Annotated in this window: 19 protein-coding genes; 10 read left to right on the top strand and 9 right to left on the bottom strand. The window is 34.7% G+C overall.

Annotation, left to right across the window (positions count from 1 at the left end):
* Positions 1–201 precede the first annotated feature (201 nt).
* Positions 202–804 (top strand): PilZ domain-containing protein, encoded by a 603-nt coding sequence (locus tag AC0L5Q_RS19525; RefSeq protein WP_473613211.1) that lies wholly within the window; start codon positions 202–204, stop codon positions 802–804.
* A 9-nt stretch (positions 805–813) separates the two neighbouring features.
* Entirely contained in the window at positions 814–981 is a 168-nt protein-coding gene (locus AC0L5Q_RS19520; protein WP_473613210.1) for a DUF2897 family protein, read from the top strand.
* A 15-nt stretch (positions 982–996) separates the two neighbouring features.
* Here AC0L5Q_RS19520 and ppiC read toward each other — a convergent pair whose 3' ends face one another.
* Positions 997–1,275 (bottom strand): peptidylprolyl isomerase PpiC, encoded by a 279-nt coding sequence (ppiC, locus tag AC0L5Q_RS19515; RefSeq protein WP_473613209.1) that lies wholly within the window; start codon positions 1,273–1,275, stop codon positions 997–999.
* A 203-nt stretch (positions 1,276–1,478) separates the two neighbouring features.
* Here ppiC and can point away from each other — a divergent pair, with 203 nt between their 5' ends.
* Complete coding sequence (gene can / locus AC0L5Q_RS19510; RefSeq protein WP_473613208.1) at positions 1,479–2,090, top strand: carbonate dehydratase; 612 nt, start codon at positions 1,479–1,481, stop codon at positions 2,088–2,090.
* Between the two features lie 49 nt (positions 2,091–2,139).
* Here can and AC0L5Q_RS19505 read toward each other — a convergent pair whose 3' ends face one another.
* Positions 2,140–2,289: a hypothetical protein gene (locus tag AC0L5Q_RS19505; RefSeq protein WP_473613207.1), complete on the bottom strand. Its 150-nt coding sequence runs from the start codon at positions 2,287–2,289 to the stop codon at positions 2,140–2,142.
* A gap of 429 nt (positions 2,290–2,718) precedes the next feature.
* Here AC0L5Q_RS19505 and AC0L5Q_RS19500 point away from each other — a divergent pair, with 429 nt between their 5' ends.
* A complete protein-coding gene (locus AC0L5Q_RS19500; RefSeq protein WP_473613206.1) occupies positions 2,719–3,630 on the top strand; it encodes a tRNA-dihydrouridine synthase in 912 nt (303 codons plus the stop codon).
* A 147-nt stretch (positions 3,631–3,777) separates the two neighbouring features.
* Positions 3,778–5,100, top strand: coding sequence for an IS4 family transposase (locus tag AC0L5Q_RS19495; RefSeq protein WP_473613205.1), 1,323 nt, complete (start codon positions 3,778–3,780; stop codon positions 5,098–5,100).
* 48 nt (positions 5,101–5,148) lie between these two features.
* Here AC0L5Q_RS19495 and AC0L5Q_RS19490 read toward each other — a convergent pair whose 3' ends face one another.
* The 6 genes from AC0L5Q_RS19490 to AC0L5Q_RS19465 are packed head-to-tail and all read right to left on the bottom strand — an operon-like array spanning position 5,149 to position 10,089.
* A complete protein-coding gene (locus tag AC0L5Q_RS19490; protein WP_473613204.1) occupies positions 5,149–6,408 on the bottom strand; it encodes a tetratricopeptide repeat protein in 1,260 nt (419 codons plus the stop codon).
* A complete protein-coding gene (locus tag AC0L5Q_RS19485) occupies positions 6,408–7,025 on the bottom strand; it encodes an energy transducer TonB (RefSeq protein ID WP_473613203.1) in 618 nt (205 codons plus the stop codon). The genes AC0L5Q_RS19490 and AC0L5Q_RS19485 overlap by 1 nt, the downstream gene beginning before the upstream one ends.
* A 3-nt stretch (positions 7,026–7,028) precedes the next feature.
* Entirely contained in the window at positions 7,029–7,430 is a 402-nt protein-coding gene (locus AC0L5Q_RS19480) for an ExbD/TolR family protein (RefSeq protein ID WP_473613202.1), read from the bottom strand.
* Between the two features lie 12 nt (positions 7,431–7,442).
* The gene (locus tag AC0L5Q_RS19475; protein WP_473613201.1) at positions 7,443–7,967 is read right to left on the bottom strand and encodes a MotA/TolQ/ExbB proton channel family protein; all 525 of its coding nucleotides are present in this window, start codon (positions 7,965–7,967) and stop codon (positions 7,443–7,445) included.
* Complete coding sequence (locus AC0L5Q_RS19470) at positions 7,967–9,310, bottom strand: MotA/TolQ/ExbB proton channel family protein (protein WP_473613200.1); 1,344 nt, start codon at positions 9,308–9,310, stop codon at positions 7,967–7,969. Before AC0L5Q_RS19470 ends, AC0L5Q_RS19475 begins: the two co-directional genes overlap by 1 nt.
* Positions 9,310–10,089 (bottom strand): DUF3450 domain-containing protein, encoded by a 780-nt coding sequence (locus AC0L5Q_RS19465; protein WP_473613199.1) that lies wholly within the window; start codon positions 10,087–10,089, stop codon positions 9,310–9,312. Before AC0L5Q_RS19465 ends, AC0L5Q_RS19470 begins: the two co-directional genes overlap by 1 nt.
* A 551-nt stretch (positions 10,090–10,640) precedes the next feature.
* On the opposite strand from AC0L5Q_RS19465, the gene AC0L5Q_RS19460 reads away from it, so the two are divergent.
* The 3 genes from AC0L5Q_RS19460 (at position 10,641) to AC0L5Q_RS19450 (ending at position 12,491) form a co-directional block, all read left to right on the top strand.
* Positions 10,641–11,414 carry a sulfite exporter TauE/SafE family protein gene (locus tag AC0L5Q_RS19460; protein WP_473613198.1) on the top strand — a complete coding sequence of 258 codons (774 nt, stop codon included), beginning with the start codon at positions 10,641–10,643 and terminating at the stop codon, positions 11,412–11,414.
* Between the two features lie 9 nt (positions 11,415–11,423).
* Entirely contained in the window at positions 11,424–12,035 is a 612-nt protein-coding gene (gene priC / locus AC0L5Q_RS19455; RefSeq protein WP_473613197.1) for a primosomal replication protein PriC, read from the top strand.
* Between the two features lie 192 nt (positions 12,036–12,227).
* Positions 12,228–12,491 (top strand): late competence development ComFB family protein, encoded by a 264-nt coding sequence (locus tag AC0L5Q_RS19450; RefSeq protein WP_473613196.1) that lies wholly within the window; start codon positions 12,228–12,230, stop codon positions 12,489–12,491.
* Positions 12,492–12,647: 156 nt separating this feature from the next.
* Here the strand turns inward: AC0L5Q_RS19450 and AC0L5Q_RS19445 are convergent, their stop codons facing one another.
* Positions 12,648–14,747, bottom strand: coding sequence for a TonB-dependent siderophore receptor (locus tag AC0L5Q_RS19445; RefSeq protein ID WP_473613195.1), 2,100 nt, complete (start codon positions 14,745–14,747; stop codon positions 12,648–12,650).
* Between the two features lie 177 nt (positions 14,748–14,924).
* Here AC0L5Q_RS19445 and AC0L5Q_RS19440 point away from each other — a divergent pair, with 177 nt between their 5' ends.
* Positions 14,925–16,148 carry a PepSY-associated TM helix domain-containing protein gene (locus AC0L5Q_RS19440; protein ID WP_473613194.1) on the top strand — a complete coding sequence of 408 codons (1,224 nt, stop codon included), beginning with the start codon at positions 14,925–14,927 and terminating at the stop codon, positions 16,146–16,148.
* The gene (locus AC0L5Q_RS19435) at positions 16,148–16,618 is read left to right on the top strand and encodes a hypothetical protein (RefSeq protein ID WP_473613193.1); all 471 of its coding nucleotides are present in this window, start codon (positions 16,148–16,150) and stop codon (positions 16,616–16,618) included. The genes AC0L5Q_RS19440 and AC0L5Q_RS19435 overlap by 1 nt, the downstream gene beginning before the upstream one ends.
* Positions 16,619–17,029 lie beyond the last annotated feature (411 nt).

The raw sequence follows: 17,029 nt of genomic DNA, 5'->3' as shown, positions 1-17,029 counted from the left end.
ATATAAAACTGAAAAACATTTGTGAGCTAAGCATAACATAATGAATAGCGGCTATAACCAGAATAATTTCGCTATTTTGTAATCAAATATAATTAATTTTTGTCACAAAACAATTTAAAAAACATGGCTTAAATATTTTTTAGATGTGTATTTAGTAAAACCCTTTTATACTAAATCAATAACCAAGCAAGAGTTGGAATAATGCCTGAAGATCAAATCAATTTAAAACTTAATCAATATAATGAGTTTTTTTCTATAAAACATGATTTCAATATTAACGCTAAGCCATTAAATAATGGCAATAATATTTCATATCATGACTTTTTAAAAAATATACCGACACCATTTAAGCTGGTCAACGATATTGCTACATTAGATCAATCCGCTTTAGCGCCTTTAGGAGTAATAACAGGAGTTGCAGGACAGTTAGTTCAATACTTAAATCTTCAAGCTCAAAAAATTGATTTACTCATTAATCATATGCTCAATGAACAAGATGATGAAGAACATCGCTATCAAGGCATTGCTTTTGGCGGTGCTGGAATTGAATTTATTCACAATACAGCTTTTTCGATAAATACGTTTATTGAAATAAAGATTTTTTTAACCCATGAAAATTGTGCTATTTATTGTCACGCTGAAATTATTAGCGTAGAGAGTACTGAAAACAAGCACAATCATAAAGCTATTTTTCATCATATAAGAGATGATGATAGAGAGCGTCTAGTTCGTTCAAGCCTGCATTTGCAGTCAAAGCAATTACAACAACTCGCTAAAGAGCGAAATAAGCAACCTAACGAATAAGAGGTATATATGTCATTAATTGGAATAATAATCGCAGTAATTGCGTTAGGGCTTATTGTAAGTGCTGTTTTACTTCTCAAACAATCAGCTAAAAAGTTTGATTTAACTGAAGAGCAACTACAAAAAATAGAAGCTCGTAATACTGAGCTTGAGAAGGAAGAAAAAAAAGAAGAGTAATTGTTAGTTATTTTATTAACTCCGATATAAAGTTTTGATCAAGTGATAACCAAACTTAGTTTTAACAGGGCCATGTACTTTATAAAGCGGTTTTTTAAAAACGACATCGTCAAATTGCTTAACCATTTGCCCTTTTTTAAACTCACCTAAATCCCCACCTTTCTTTTTAGATGGACAAATAGAGTATTTCTTCGCTAAAGCAGAAAAATCAGCTCCTTTTTGTAATTGCGAAAGTATATCTTGTGCTAATTTTTCTGTTTTTACTAATATGTGTAAGGCACTTGCTGAAGCCATTAAAATGGATCCTAGTTACGTTTTTATCAATTATATATACCCAATACCTTAACAACAAACAAGTACGTCTTTTTAAAAGAAATATTATATTCTGTAAAAATACATCTCTTGAAACGATAAGTTACTAAATTTTGAATAAGTGTATTTTTCTCTATGCTTTTTTACTATAAACTTAGGAAATTTTAATCCATTAAGAGTATTTTATGGCATCTATCCAACATTTATTTGAACAAAACATTGAATGGGCTGAAGAGATCAAAAAAAGCGATCCTAATTTTTTCAAATCACTTTCAGAGCAACAGGCACCAGAATATTTATGGATAGGTTGTTCTGACTCTCGAGTTCCTGCAAACAATTTAATGGGACTATTACCTGGAGAGGTATTTGTTCATAGAAATATAGCTAACTTAGTCATACATACTGATTTAAACTGCTTATCCGTTTTACAATTTGCAGTAGATGTTTTAAAGGTAAAACATATTATTGTATGTGGCCATTATGGGTGTGGTGGAATAAAAGCAGCACTTGATGATGAAAGTCATGGATTGATTGACAACTGGCTGAGACATATTGAAGATGTACACCGTTTCAATAAAGAACAATTAGATACAGTGTCTGATCCTGAAAAAAAAGCGGATCTACTTAGCGAGCTAAACGTCATAGAGCAAGTGACCAATGTATCGCACACAACGATTTTAAAAAACGCATGGAAAAATAATCAAGATATTACTGTGCATGGTTTTATTTACAACATACACGATGGTATTTTACAAGATTTGAATGTTTCTGTTTGCGAAGACTTAACAATTAAATAAACTGATAAAGGCTGTTATTCGTTAGCAGCCTTTTTAAAATTTTTAAAGATTACTGATTTATCTTTTTTAGCTTCACCTCACTTACCTTCTCGCACTTACCTTTATGATCATCAGCCACAATTAGAACAATAGACTGATCTGAAAATGGATTAATATCAACTTTAGATGAAAGTGTAAAAAACAGTAAATATGAATACACTAATTAACCTCAACTCGGGTTAATGAGTGTTAGTGAATTAATTAAAAGATTTATTTAGCAAATATTTAATGCGTTTTGTTGTTTTCCTAAGATATATTCGTCTCTCAATATTGATATTTTTGTGTATAACAAGGCGAATTTTTCTATTTGATAGCTGAATATTAGTCATAAATTCAACGAAATTAAGCGTAAAAATAGCTTGTTGAATAACTTTGCTTATCCCGAGTTGAAGTTAATTAATAACGCTACTATATACTTTTAATAATATTTATGTGATTCCCTATTTATTAAATTAATTATTATTGACACTATCTTAGCTGACCATAACTTAATAAAATAACTTTCATTAATCAAATAATAAAAGTACGTACCATTAATATTCCTTTCTCTAAAAAAGACATTCTTATTGATAAACTCATATTAGCACCTATGGAAGGAGTAATAGATCCATTAATGAGGCAAATACTTTGCTCGATTAATAATTACGATTTATGTGTTACTGAATTTGTAAGAGTGGTTGATTCTCTAGTCCCTAAACACATCTATTACCGAATATGCCCTGAATTAAGAGATAAAGGCTACACAGGTAATCAGACTCCCCTACGTATACAGTTACTTGGCCAAGATCCAAGTTGGATGGCAGAAAATGCAATAAGAGCAATAGAACTTGGATCCCATGGTATTGATGTGAACTTCGGTTGCCCAGCCAAAGCAGTAAATAAAAGTAAAGGTGGAGCTGTTTTATTAAAAGAACCAGAAAAAATTTATCAAATATTATCTACTATGAAGAAATCACTAAATGATGAGACTATATTATCAGCAAAAATACGTTTAGGTTTTGATGATACATCTCTTTTTAATGAGCTAATATCAGCAATCAATTCTTCTGGCGTAAATGAATTAGCGATACACGCAAGAACTAAATCAGATGGTTATAATCCACCAGCTTATTGGGAATACATAAATAAAGCCGTTTCATTTTCTACAATGCAAATTATTGCTAATGGTGAAATTTGGAATAGAGAAGCAGCACTAAAGTGTTCAAAAGTCTCGAACACCTCTCACTTAATGTTAGGCCGTGGTGCTCTATCTTTACCCAATATTGCTAATACCATTAAATATGATACTGAACCTATGGATTGGTCGAATTTGCAAAAGCTACTCCTGACTTATAGTCAGTTGGAGTTAAATGGCGATAAAAGCTATTATTTCTCTAGTAGATTAAAACAATGGCTTAGATATCTAAAGTTACAATTCCCACAAGCCGAAGAGCTTTTTCAACAGATAAAAAAACTGAATAATAAAGATGAAATAATATCCTTAATAAAATCTATAAATTAGAGACTTATCCTAATCCCAACAAGTTTAGGAAATAAAAAAACCAGCAAAATGCTTAATGCCGATCAGTTAAGAAATGTTTAACGATCCATTGACCGATCTTCTGGTTAGTATATAAAGGCTTCTGAATTTATTCAGGAGCCTTTTCTTTTGCAACTCTCTACTGCCTTATCACAAGTTTCACAAAATAGTTTTACTGAATTTACAGGATTAAGTGAATTATTAGACCCAAGCATCGTTGATGAAGCGTTGGCTCAGTCAGGTATTGCGACCATAAGGAAGCGCAAGCTTCCTATGGAGCAAATGGTGTGGGCTGTTATTGGTATGGCTTTATTTCGTAAAATGTCTATCCGCCAATTAGTTAATCAGCTTGATATCATTCTACCTAACGGTGCCCCCTATGTTGCACCTAGTGCCGTAACACAAGCAAGAAAGAAACTTGGTCATAAAGCAATAGAATCTATTTTTAATAAAACACAATCGCTATGGCATGAGGAGTCTACTCACCCCACATGGTGTGGATTGACACTATTAGGTGTTGATGGCGTTGTATGGCGAACACCTGACTCAAAAGAAAATAATGAATATTTTGCACGTACAGGAAACTCTCATGGCAAGGCAAGTTACCCCCAAGTGCGCATGGTATGCCAGATGGAATTAACAAGTCATTTATTAACACAAAGTGCTTTTGATAGTGTTGATATTAACGAAATGAAATTAGCTGGCTCGCTAGTTGAAACAACACCAGATCATAGCTTGACACTATTTGATAGAGGCTTCTACTCGCTTGGATTACTTTATCGTTGGCAATCCACGGGAATATCACGTCATTGGCTGATACCGCTAAAAAAGAACGTACAATATGACATTGTTCGTTCATTAGGACGCCAAGATAAAATAGTTCGTTTAACCGCCTGTCCCCAAGCACGAAAGAAGTTTCCTGAATTACCTGAATCAATTGAAGCTCGATTAGTATCGAGAAAGGTTAATGGTAAAGCGTGCGAAGTGTTAACGTCTATGACGGATGCAATGAAGTTTCCTGTCGCTGATATTGTCGATTTATACGGACATCGGTGGGAGATAGAACTTGGTTTTAGAGAAATGAAGCAGTCACTACTTGATAGCCAATTTACCTTGCGTAGTAATCAACCTGAGCTTATAAAACAAGAGTTGTGGGGGATATTACTCGCTTATAATCTGATCCGTTATCAAATGGTATTAATGGCGAAGTCACTCGATTCAATACATCCAAACCAATTAAGTTTTCATGGTGCTTCAATGCACATAATTTATCAACTGACTATGTTGCCATTTTGTTCGCCAGGAAATGTGTCAAAATTTGTTATGGATATAACCAAAAGTGCCAAACAGTTTGTATTGCCAGCACGTAGAGAGCGGAGTTATCCGCGAGAATTGAAGTGTTCTAAGAATAGGTACCCTGTTAAAAAAAGAAATGCCGCTCACCTTAAGTGAACGGCATTAAGCAAAATGCTGGTTTTTTTTAAAGTAAATTTAATTAGATTAAATAGATACTTTTTTACGTCTAGCAGTGTCCTTGATAAAACCAGCCCAGCCTCTAGCAGCTTTCTTAGTTTTAGGGTCATCCATTGCTTTTTCTATAGCATTATTTGCTTGTTTGTATTGTTCTAAATAAAAGTGAGATTCAGCAATACTCATATATATCTGACCTTTATTTTCAATACCAAGCTCTAAAGCTTTATTTAAAGCAACAATAGAACCTTTAAACTGCTCATCTTGCTTTAACAACATACCTTGCTTGCTATAATGCTTAGCTTCATTGGTCATTTTCGCCAATTCACCATAGTATTTAGCTGCTTTATCAATATGTTGAGCCGCATGCCATGAGTTAGCTAAAATAGTAAGATTTTTATCATCTCTTTTAACTGAACCTGAAGCAATATGCTTTTCAAGCAATGTTGCAGCTTTATAAGGAATTGCTTTTTGAGCATATAAGCTAACAAGTACTTTAATTTCAGACTCTTTTTCAAGGTAACCTTGTTTATAAGCTAAATCTAAAGTTGCTAGTGCTTTGTCATAATCTTCTACTAAAGTATAAAATTGTCCTAATTGTACCCAATACGTTTTGGTATCAGGGAATAATTGAACCGTTGTTTCTAATACTTTAACAGCCTCTTTAAACATCTTACGTTCATAAAACGAAGTAAGTTTTAAAATATAAGGATTCTGACTTTGCTTATCACCAAAAGCAGCTATAGCTTTATCAGCTGGAGCTATTACTTTATCTAACTCTTTAAGTGAATAATGGGCGTTAGCTATCTTAACCCAAGTTTCACCATCAGATTTACCAGTAAAGTCCATCCATGCTTTATAGTTTTCTAAAGCGCCTCTGTACTTTTGGGTCTGCATTTGTAAATCAGCTAGTAGTTTAATAGCTTCACCATGATCACCTTCATTTAAGATGTCAGGTTTAATCGCTAATTCTAAATACTTAATAGCCTCTTCTTCTTTTTTACCCATGGTGGCATACATTATTGCAATAAAACGATTAACATAAGCTTTGTCGTAATCTTTTTTCGCCTCAATGTCTAATAAAACTTGTAATGCACCAGGAATGTCATCAGCAGAATATAGTTCAAACGCAGCACCAACTTTTTTACCAACAGATGGACCAACTAACTGAGTTGGACGTTTTGCCTTTTCTTCAGCACCAACGCCTGCCGCAAAGGCAGCAGTCGTTAGAGGTAACTGCACTGCAGTTACCGAAGCAGCAACAACTAAAGATAATATAATTTTATTCATTATTTACCCCCATCCATTTTAAAGTCTAATTGAACTGTTAAACCAGGCTGGCGCTGTGGCTTACCATCAACAACCTTAGGTTTATACTTCCACTTACGTAGTGCACGTTTAGCTTCTTTATCAAAGACACGCTTTGGATCTGCTTCAATAACGTTTACATCTTCAACTCCACCAATCTCATTAATAGTAAATGAAAGTTTTACCCAACCTTCTTTACCATCTCGAGCTGCTTGTATTGGATATTTAGGTTCAATACGAACAATAGGTGTTGCATCTCCATCACGTCCAAAACCTTCACCTGGAGCAGAAATACCTGCATTTGCTCCTGCTAACTTAATACCTGGCATGTTAAAGCTAATGCCACTGGTATTATTAGTAGCTTCAGGCTCTGGAGCTTGAGGCTTAGGTGGAGACTTAGGCGGCGGCGGAGGCGGCGGTGGAACACGTCTACGTGTTTCAGCTGCTGACTTCGGTGGCGTAGTGTTAACTTCTACTATTATATTTTCTAACTGTTCTTCCTTGTTTCTATCACCGCTAGAAACAAGGAAAGCCATAAATGAAAATAGTACAAATGTTACCGCTGCGCCTAGTAGTATTGATACTAAAAAGCGAACCATAGACTACCCCTTAGCTGCAGCAATAGAGATTCTGTCTATACCTGCATCTTTTATCGCATCCATCACTTTAACAACAACACCATGTTTAGCGTCTTTGTCAGCTTGAATGATTACAACATCAGTAGGCTGTTCAGCTAATGCCTTTTCAATGTTCGCTGCTAAACGTTCGATATCAACACGACGTTTATCAAACCAAACTTCACCAGTATCTTTTACCGCAATGAAAATATTAGCGGATTTTTGCTTACTTTGGTTTGCTGCTTTAGGTTTATTAACTTCAATACCTGCTTCTTTAACAAAAGAAGTGGTTACAATAAAGAAGATCAGCATGATAAATACGATATCAAGCATCGGTGTCATATCTATTACTGCTTCTTCGTCTTCACGAATACGTTTACGTGCCATTCGAATTTCTCTCTAGTGATGAGGTAAACTGTCAACCAGTTTAGCCTTTGCTAGTTTAACTTTAGCGTCTAATCTTGAGCTAAAAAATACACCTGATAAAGCTGCTACCATTCCTGCCATTGTAGGAATTGTCGCCATAGATATACCTGAAGCCATTAAACGTGGGTTACCAGTACCTTGTTGTGCCATAACTTCAAACACACCTATCATACCTGTAACCGTACCTAGTAATCCAATAAGAGGACACATAGCTACTAAAGTTCTAATTGTGAGCATACGTTGCTCTAATAATTCTGTCGCTTCGGAGATCCAAGTATCTCTAATACGATGTGCATACCAAGACGTAGTGTCTTCACGTGCATCCCAACGTCCAACGATATCGTCTTTCATTTTTGGGTACACTGATGATAAAAACCAATAACGTTCAATCATCAAAATCCACATCAAAAAGAGAGCGAAGGCAACAACATAAAGTACATTACCACCTGTCGCAATAAAACTCCTGACAGATTCTATAAGCTCTATCAGGAATAACATTATTTAGACTCCTTCTCTGCGATTGCAGCGATTAAACCAGCGCTTTGCTCGTCTAGTTTTTGCAGAACAGATTTACTACGACCAGCAATTACACTGTGAATTAGTATTAGAGGTAAAGCACAAATCAAACCTAACGCTGTTGTAACAAGAGCTAGAGATATATTACCTGCCATAATTTTCGGGTCACCTGTACCAAATAATGTGATTGTTTGGAACGTCATGATCATACCGATAACTGTACCTAATAGACCCATTAATGGAGCTATTGCAGCAAACATTTTGATTAAGTTAATACCACGGTCAACTTTTGGTGTTTCGCGTAAAATACCTTCATCAAGTTTAAGTTCAAGCGTTTCAGCATCAACTGACTTGTTGTCATGGTAAATTTTAAGTAAACGACCTAGTGGATTGTTTTCATTAGGTGTATCAAGGTTTTTCTCTTGAGCTTTAATTTTAGAACTCATTGAACCTAGAACAATTAAACGCTCAAGAGCAATTAAACAACCTAAGAATAATAATGCAGTAATCGCATATCCAACTTCAGCACCTTGATGGTAAAATTCCATTAAAGTACGTTTACGAGTTTCAAGAGCTAAGATACCGCCACGAGATGGATCTACGTAAACAGGAGCGTAGCCTGATGAAGTGTTAAAGAAGTCTGAAGCTGTACCTGAAATATAGCCAGCAGGTTGCTTAGCTAAAGGCTGAACTTGAGCAACTTCATCGTTATAAGTTAAGTAACCAGCATCAGATACTAAGTTAAATGTACCTATACGAGTGATTGTTTCGGTAGACTTAGAGCCATCTAGGTTAGTTACTTCTGCAGTAAACTGTGCAACTTCACCTGACTGAGTCATTTCAGTTTGTAGCGCAAACCATAATTCTTCTAAATCTTCTAACGCTGGAATTTCTTTAGAGTTAGCAATGCGGCTTAATGCTTCACCACGACCTGGGTATTGAGCACTAACGATTGAAGATGATATTTGACCAAAAGCGTCAGCTGCTGCAGAACGACTTACACCAAACATTTCACCTAAAGTACCTTTTGCGTTATCTAGTTCAACTTCTTTTTGTGCTAGCGTAATTTCATTTGCAGCATATTCTTTAGTTAAACGTTTATTACGAGCATTTTGGTTAGCTAACTCTTGTTTAGCTTTATTCAATAATGCTTGTTTGTCCGCTCTAGCAGCAATAAATTCTGCTTCACGTTTTTTATCAAGTTTAGCTTCAGAAATTCTATCCGCTTTAACTTGCTCTAATAACTTATTTAAATCATTAGCTGATGCCGATGCTGCTAATGTAAAAGAAGCAGTAAGCATTACATAATTAAGAAACTTTTTCATTATTTAGCTCCTGCTGCGAAAACTGGTAATTTAGTTAAATCCATCGGTAATTGCTTACGTGCCATTGCAATAGTTGATTTAACGGCTTTAATGTACTCATCCCCAAGTTCTTCCCAAGAGCGAGTTTCATTATTCCATACCCAAGCGTTTTTCATATCTAAAGACTGAGCTAAGAAAGCAATTCGGCCCATGTAAACGAAATCAGCAGTAATAGTACGATCGCCTAAATCAAGTTCACCTTGGTAAGACTCGAAAGCAGTACCGTAGTTAGCTTCAATTTCATATGCTTCAAGTACTAAACGAAACTGCTCTGATGTAGTAACGTTAGAGTCACCCATTACAGTACGTAAAGTTTCGATGCGTTCTTTACGTGTATCAATATTCATTGGAACATCAAGTTCTACGAACTTTTCTAATGTTTCAATCATTTTATACATTAAAGGAACAACACCCTGCTTAATCTTATCAACACCGTCAATTTGCTTTTGTAAAGAGGCAATATTCTTAAGTTGATCGTTAACCATAAGTTGAACATGATCGTTATAACCAGATAACACCTCAGCTTCATCAACTGTATTACGGTATTCACCTAGAAGATCAATAGTTTGCTCATAGATGCTTTCGATTTTTTGTTGTGACTTAATCGATGCTTTGAAAGTACGCGCTTCTGCTGATTGTAGATCAGTTAACTGATCTGCAACTGCAAAAGTGCTCGCTGCTAATGTTAATGCGCCAATCACTGAAGAAGCGATAAGGCTTTTTTTACTTAATTTGGACATAGTTCCCAACCAATTGCTATTGAATTTTGATAACAAATATTATTGTTAACGCAAATGAAAAAATCTTAATAAAGGTATTATTTTATTTCTCTAGAATAAGAACAATACGATATTCTCACATGACATTTCTGTCAACTACTGAGAATGGGTTTATAACGAAACGTTATAGAAGATTTATATTGTGTTTTATAATGTTATACCCCGACAAATTACTACACATGAATAATATTTTTATCAGTAATTATAATAAGTGCTTACTCCTCAGACCAGTGAGTTTCACCACTACATTTATATTTGCCGTCGTATGTTTTACTAATTCATTCGTACTAAGTCAAACATTCTTACGATAAAAGTTACTTTTTGGTTAATTTAAAACAAATAAGTTCATTTTTTATTCGTTTTTAACCGACAAACAAATATGGGATGTTTCTTAACATAATATTAATTGATGTTTATTTAATCTGAGAAGTTAGGCCTAAATGATAAAAGGCCTTACGTTATGGTTATGGTATAATGTCGCCCAAAATTTTAAGAATACCTAGGAAACTATTTTGATCGATGCAGTACTTGATATAAATACATGGATGACCTTATGTGGCATTGGCTTTTGTGCAGGAATGATTGACGCGATAGCTGGAGGTGGTGGAATGCTAACAATACCTGCATTATTAACATCTGGCCTACCGCCTCACATGGCTCTGGGTACAAATAAATTAGCCGCATCGTTTGGATCTTTTACTGCATCTGTAGCATTTTATAAAAATAAGCTTTTTAACCCAAAATTTTGGAGGTATTCATTATATACAACTGCATTAGGAGCTATTTTTGGCACATTCGTTGTAAATTACTTAAGTACTGAATTCTTAGAAAAAGCTTTACCTCTTATTATAGTTATCACCGCTATTTACACGGTATTCGCTAAAAATGTAATAAAAGAATCCTCTGAACTCCCTAAAGAAAACAAACAGTTATTATTAAAACAGATCATTCAAGGATTAACATTAGGATTTTATGATGGTGTTGCAGGCCCTGGCACTGGAGCATTCTGGACGGTATCTTCTACTATTCTCTATAAAACGAATATTCTGATCAGTAGTGGATTAGCGCGTTCAACAAACTTTATCAGTAATTTTTTTAGCTTATTAACTTTCATTTATTTGGGCCATGTAAACTTTATTTTAGGTTTATCGATTGGTATTTTTATTATGTTAGGAGCAATGGTAGGATCGCATTTTGCTATAAAATTAGGCAGTAAGTTTATTCGACCTGTATTTGCTGTTATTGTTATTGGAATGGCTATTAATTTAGCCTATCAGGCTTGGTAAAACTAACCGATGAAAAACTCTGTTTCTATAAAAAAAATATATAAAATTTTAGCTGAGTTAGAGCAAACAGCTTTAGAACTTGATAATAATAACAGTAAATTAAAAGCTCATAAGTTATTGCAAGATTCACCATTATTTTCAATTGATTTATTTAGTACAAACAGCGACTTATTTTCTGACTACGTTATAGAAATTAAAAATAAAACAATACAGTTAGAACGTTTAATTAAAAATCAAAATAATGACTTGGTAAAATATCAAATTGAGCTATTAGAAAAACAAATAACATCCCTTTACAATGCATTTCAATCGAATAGTAATATCCATAATGAAGCTCAAAACAGATTAAATGCTATAAAAAATCGTCGCTATAAAAAAGCAATTAAAGCTGTTATTCAACCCAGCCAAAATCTGTATCAAAACTTATCAGAACATCATGAGTTTGAACGGCGTCTATCACAAATGCTACAAGATAAAGAACAAGAACGTATCAGGTCTTCAAAGTTTACTGAAGAAAAAATATCACAAGAAGTACTCGCTTTACATCAACGCTTAGGTCGTTGTAGACAAGCTATTTCAAAAATAGAAGCTGATATAGTTAAATTTGAAAGTCGGAATTAAGTTCACCCACCTAAAAAACACATTAATCCATTGATTTATAATAATTAAATTTATTTTAAATTATTTATCACACTTCATTCCCCCTATCCAAGACAGAATTAAATAACTTTTATATTCCTCTTTAAATAACAACTCGTAAAATGTTAAATTGGCCTATACTAAATTTTAGCTGAATAATTTAAGGGAATTTCAATGAAAATAGCTGATGACATTCATAACTATTATGAAAACTTAGTTTCACAACATTTTACTAAATTAAAAATAGACGAAAAATACGATGATGATTTTATAGCAGATCTGACTTGTGTAGTTCTTAATCAACTCCCTACCCGTTATATTAGACATGAAGTAGATATGGCTTTTTATTTACCGGCTTCTGAGCGATTTGAAATGGAAAGTAATGTTAAGGAAGCTGTAGATAAAGCGCTTAAATTTATGAAATTACATCATATTTAATTGAACAATGTGGCTCTGTAAAACTTCCCTTGCTGAACTTTACATTAGCCTAGTCCCTTCTCCCGTATTGCTCTGAAGCTTAAGAGCCAATACAAGAACAATTAAAAAGTGAATTAAGCTTTTAACTAACTTAATTCACTTCCAATATCTAGTTATTTAAAAACTATAAGTTAAAGCAAGCGTTCCGTTAACAGGAGCTCCGTAATAACCTACATTTATCAAACTATTTATATATTTTTCATCAGTTATATTATTAATATTAGCTTGAAGGTTAAGTTGCTCTGAAATATCCCAACTAGCAAAAGCATTTACAAGTAAGTAAGCATCTTGGTCAACACCATATGTAGAATTATGAGTCTTTGATTGCCACTTCCCTCCTACTCCGAATGTAAATTCTGGCATTTCTGGTAAAGTATAATCTACAGAAAAACTAATCGCATTTCTTGGCGCCCATTCATTAGCGTTTTCACCGCTAAAATCTTCTACGCTTAATAACGTATAAGAAAGTAATACATTCAAGTTATCAGTTACATTACCAACAACTTCAACTTCAAATCCCTCTGACTTAGTATTCGTTCCTTTGTAAAAAAACTGTCCTGCGGGATTTAAACCTGCATATGTTGCTAAATTCTCTTGCTCTGCAGTAAATACGGCAAAGGTGGTAAGTAAATTATTATCAAGCCATTGCGTTTTTATACCCGCTTCATAATTTACACCTTTGGTAGGCATTAAAAACTCACCTTCTAAATTATATTGCTCTTGAGGTTGATATATATCTGAATAACTCACATAAGCATTAACATCTTCTGTAATTGAGTAAGTTATCCCTCCATAAGGGCTTATCTCGCTTTCATCATTATCAATATCAACAGTAGTGTTAACACCCACACGCTTATATTCAATAGCATTAAAGCCTGCAATCACAAATAAGTTATCTAAAATATTAAACTTGGTTGAACCAAAAAGTCTCGTTAAAGTTACGTCAATATCTGAATACTTATGTTTTGCGCCCCAAACAGGTTCTGGTATTGCATCTTGTGCATAAGGAAAACTAGGTGTTGGCCCAAATGCTGGTGTCGTAGCATAATCAAACGGGTAATCGAATCTCAATTGGTTACTTTTAGCTCTACTTGCGCCAAATATCACTTCATGCTGTTTACCGAATAAGCTATATTTGCCAACAGCTGTTAAGTCAATAATATCTGAACTAAATTCACTATCGTATCTGCCCGGCCAGCCCCCTAAGCCTAATTTAGTTTCTTTATCGATTGTTCCTGATGCATAGAATAATTTACTTTTATCTTCAAAATTCTGCTTGTTGTATGTAAGTTTTACCTCCCAATCATTATCAAATAGGTAAGCATACTCAATAAAACCTGAAGTGCTGATAGTGTCCCACATTGCCCAATCTTGTGTTGTTGTGTCGCTTGTATCCCATTCAGCTTGAGTACCGTCTGTATAGTTAAATACTAAACCACCCCACATGTTGTTGTCAGTGTTAGCATCTTGATAAGAGAAGCCCGCTGCAAGTGTAGAGTTTTCAGTTAATTGGCCATCTACTACACCGTAGAAATAACTACGGTCATTTTCTAAACCATCAAGGTGTGACTCTTTTTCTTCAGTTGCGACAACAAATCTAGCCGCCCAGCTACCACTTTCAGTTAATAACATTGAGTAATCAGCATTTAGACGCTTATTACTATATGAGCCTAAAGTTAAACCAACTTCACCTTCATTTTCATTGGTTGGGCGTTTACGTACATAGTTTATTGTGCCTGAAGAATTTCCCACACCGGTTAAAAGTCCATTAGCTCCTCTAATAATTTCGACTTCTTCGTAGCCATACGCTTCCATTGCACCAGTAACTATGCCCCAATCATTTGGTAAGCCAACGCCATCTATTTGTGTGCTTTTTATTTCAAAACCTCTAGAAGTATAATTAGAGCGATTTGTTTCCCACTCTTCTACGCCAATACCAGGTGCAAGTTTTAGTGCATCATTTAAATTATTAGCACCATAGTTTTTGATTAAATCCGCGGTAATAACACTGATAGATTGTGGTGTTTCATCAATTTCCATTGTTAAACCGGTAGCACCTTGGCTAACTCGGTTATGCCTAACACCTACAATTAATATTTTTTCTAACTGTTTATCATTATCCTTAACGACAACTTCTGGCTGTGCTTCTTGAGCATATGCTGGAAACCCCATAGCTAAAACCAAAGAAGATAGTGCAAAAGTACGTTTGAGTTTCATGTTTACCCTTATGTAATTAATAATTTGAAAATATAGGGATATTGTACATTCACACAAACACAAATGTAAACAGGAATCATTCTCATATAAAAAACAAAACAATTCTCATTTAACTATTGATGTATGAGTTTTGATTGGATTAGAATAAGCCTTTTGTATAAGGTTAATTAAACTGCAATGTTAAAACTCAGTAATCGCTTTTGGTTTCAGCTTCATGGATGGTTTTCGTTACCTATTTGGGTAATATTCTGCTTCGTATGTCTTACTGGAACAATTTCGGTTATAAGTCATGAATTAACATGGTTAACTAACCCTGATGCTCGTGCGAGTAACCCTCAGCAACTTAGTCAAAAGTCATCACACGAACTAGCTTCTATTGTTCAAGACGCCTACCCCAGCGCAAAAGTTAGTCTTGTATTAGCTTTCGAGCCTTACCTAGTTAATGCTGTTATTTTTACCGATAGCGACAAACCTTATGCAATAGCTTACGTCAACCAATACACAGGTAAAATTCAAGAAATTAATCAAAGCATAACCTTTATAAACTTTATGCGTTCCTTACATGGCTGGCTTTTATTTCCGTGGGATCATAACTACAGTATTGGTTATTACCTTGTTTGTGCTATGGCTATTGTAATGCTTGGCGCACTTATAACAGGCTTAGTTATTTATAAAAACTTTTGGCGTGCATTTACTCAACCTAAAATACGTATTAAACAAGGTAAAAAAACACTTTTAGCTGATCTACACCGTATGGCAGGAGTTTGGTCGATTTGGTTCTTAATGCTAATGAGCCTAACGGGTTTATGGTATTTGGTGCAAGCTGTTATTTGGCATGCTGATATTGATATTGAGCCTCATTCACCTATTGTTGCTATTGAAAAAATCCCATTAAACACGTCTCCAGTGAAATCTACTACTCAAGGACCCACTCCACCTTTTTCGTTACAAGATGCTTTAGTTATTGCACAACAAAAATTTCCTGACTTTAAAGAAAGCTACATTATGCTGCCAGAGCATAACCGCGATACCTACAAACTATATGGTGCGGGTGACTTTATTTTTCATGATGAATATTCTTACGGTGTAGTTGTTGATCCTTGGACAGGTAAAGTTATAGATGAACGCTCTCCTGAAAAAATGACAAGTTTGCAAACCTTGTCTCATATAGCTAACCCACTTCATTACGGCACCATTGGAGGTTTATGGACAAAAGCTATTTGGTTTATTTTTGGTGTTTTACTAACGGGTATGTCTATAACAGGTTTCTTAATGTGGGGAAGTCGAACCGTAAAAGCGGCAAGAAATACTCCTTCAGAAACTATAGAAACAACATCAAAAGAAACAGAGTATGTAGCTGTAAATAATACTAAAGCAATACTTCAGCAGGATGAAAAATAATGGCACGAGCAAACAATTCCTTTTGGCACCGCTACAAATACAAGCTAAATGCCCTAGTTTTAATTTTACCTTTTTATTTTTTATACCAGTCGTTAACACCCGAGTTCCCTAAAGATTGGGGGACTAAAAAAATAGGCTCGTTTGAAATAACATTAACACCATACGATCTAGCACAACCTTATATTCATGGAGGCCATTATACTAAAGACTTTATGCTTATTTTTAGTGGAGGTGACTTGAAGCATATCCGCCAAGCCTATTTAAATATTGGAGAAGAACCATTACCGCTCGCTAGATTACAAGCGGGTGATGAAGGCATTTTGCATGGTAGCCAACATGGTCAAGAAGTGCATGGTATTGCACCTCCCACCTTGAAGCCAGAACATAAAGCTTGGCTAACAATTGAAGACTGGCAAGGCGAACAACTAGTGACTAAATGGGACCTACCTGAAAAATTAACCGCTCAATGATAAACCTGCAGAAGACTCTAATCATTTCCTGAGAATCAGTTGGAGTCTCATAAAATAGACTTGAGTTTTATCGTGCTCGAAATACACAACATTGAATGATTAAACAATGTGTTATCTTAGTTTTATAACACTTTGCTCCTCAATCAGGTTTACTCGCAGGTTTAAGCGCAGAATTTACCAGTTTTATTGCACATGTAATTTCAAGCTTACACTATTCTACAAGGGGTAGAAAAGCGTGTATTTATTGGCACTTCTGTAATGTTTTCTTTATGGTGAATACTGTGAAAATTGTGCCTTATACCATGCTTGCCCAATTTCATCGTTCAAACATTCTCACCTTTCTTGCTTTTATTTATCTAGTACCTGTCGGCGTATTGTTTAGATGATAAAAAGCAAACCAGAAAGTATTTA

Source organism: Pseudocolwellia sp. G5-9 (genome assembly GCF_055808995.1).
Note: the sequence above shows the minus strand (reverse complement) of the source record. Positions and strands in the feature narration are given on the sequence as shown.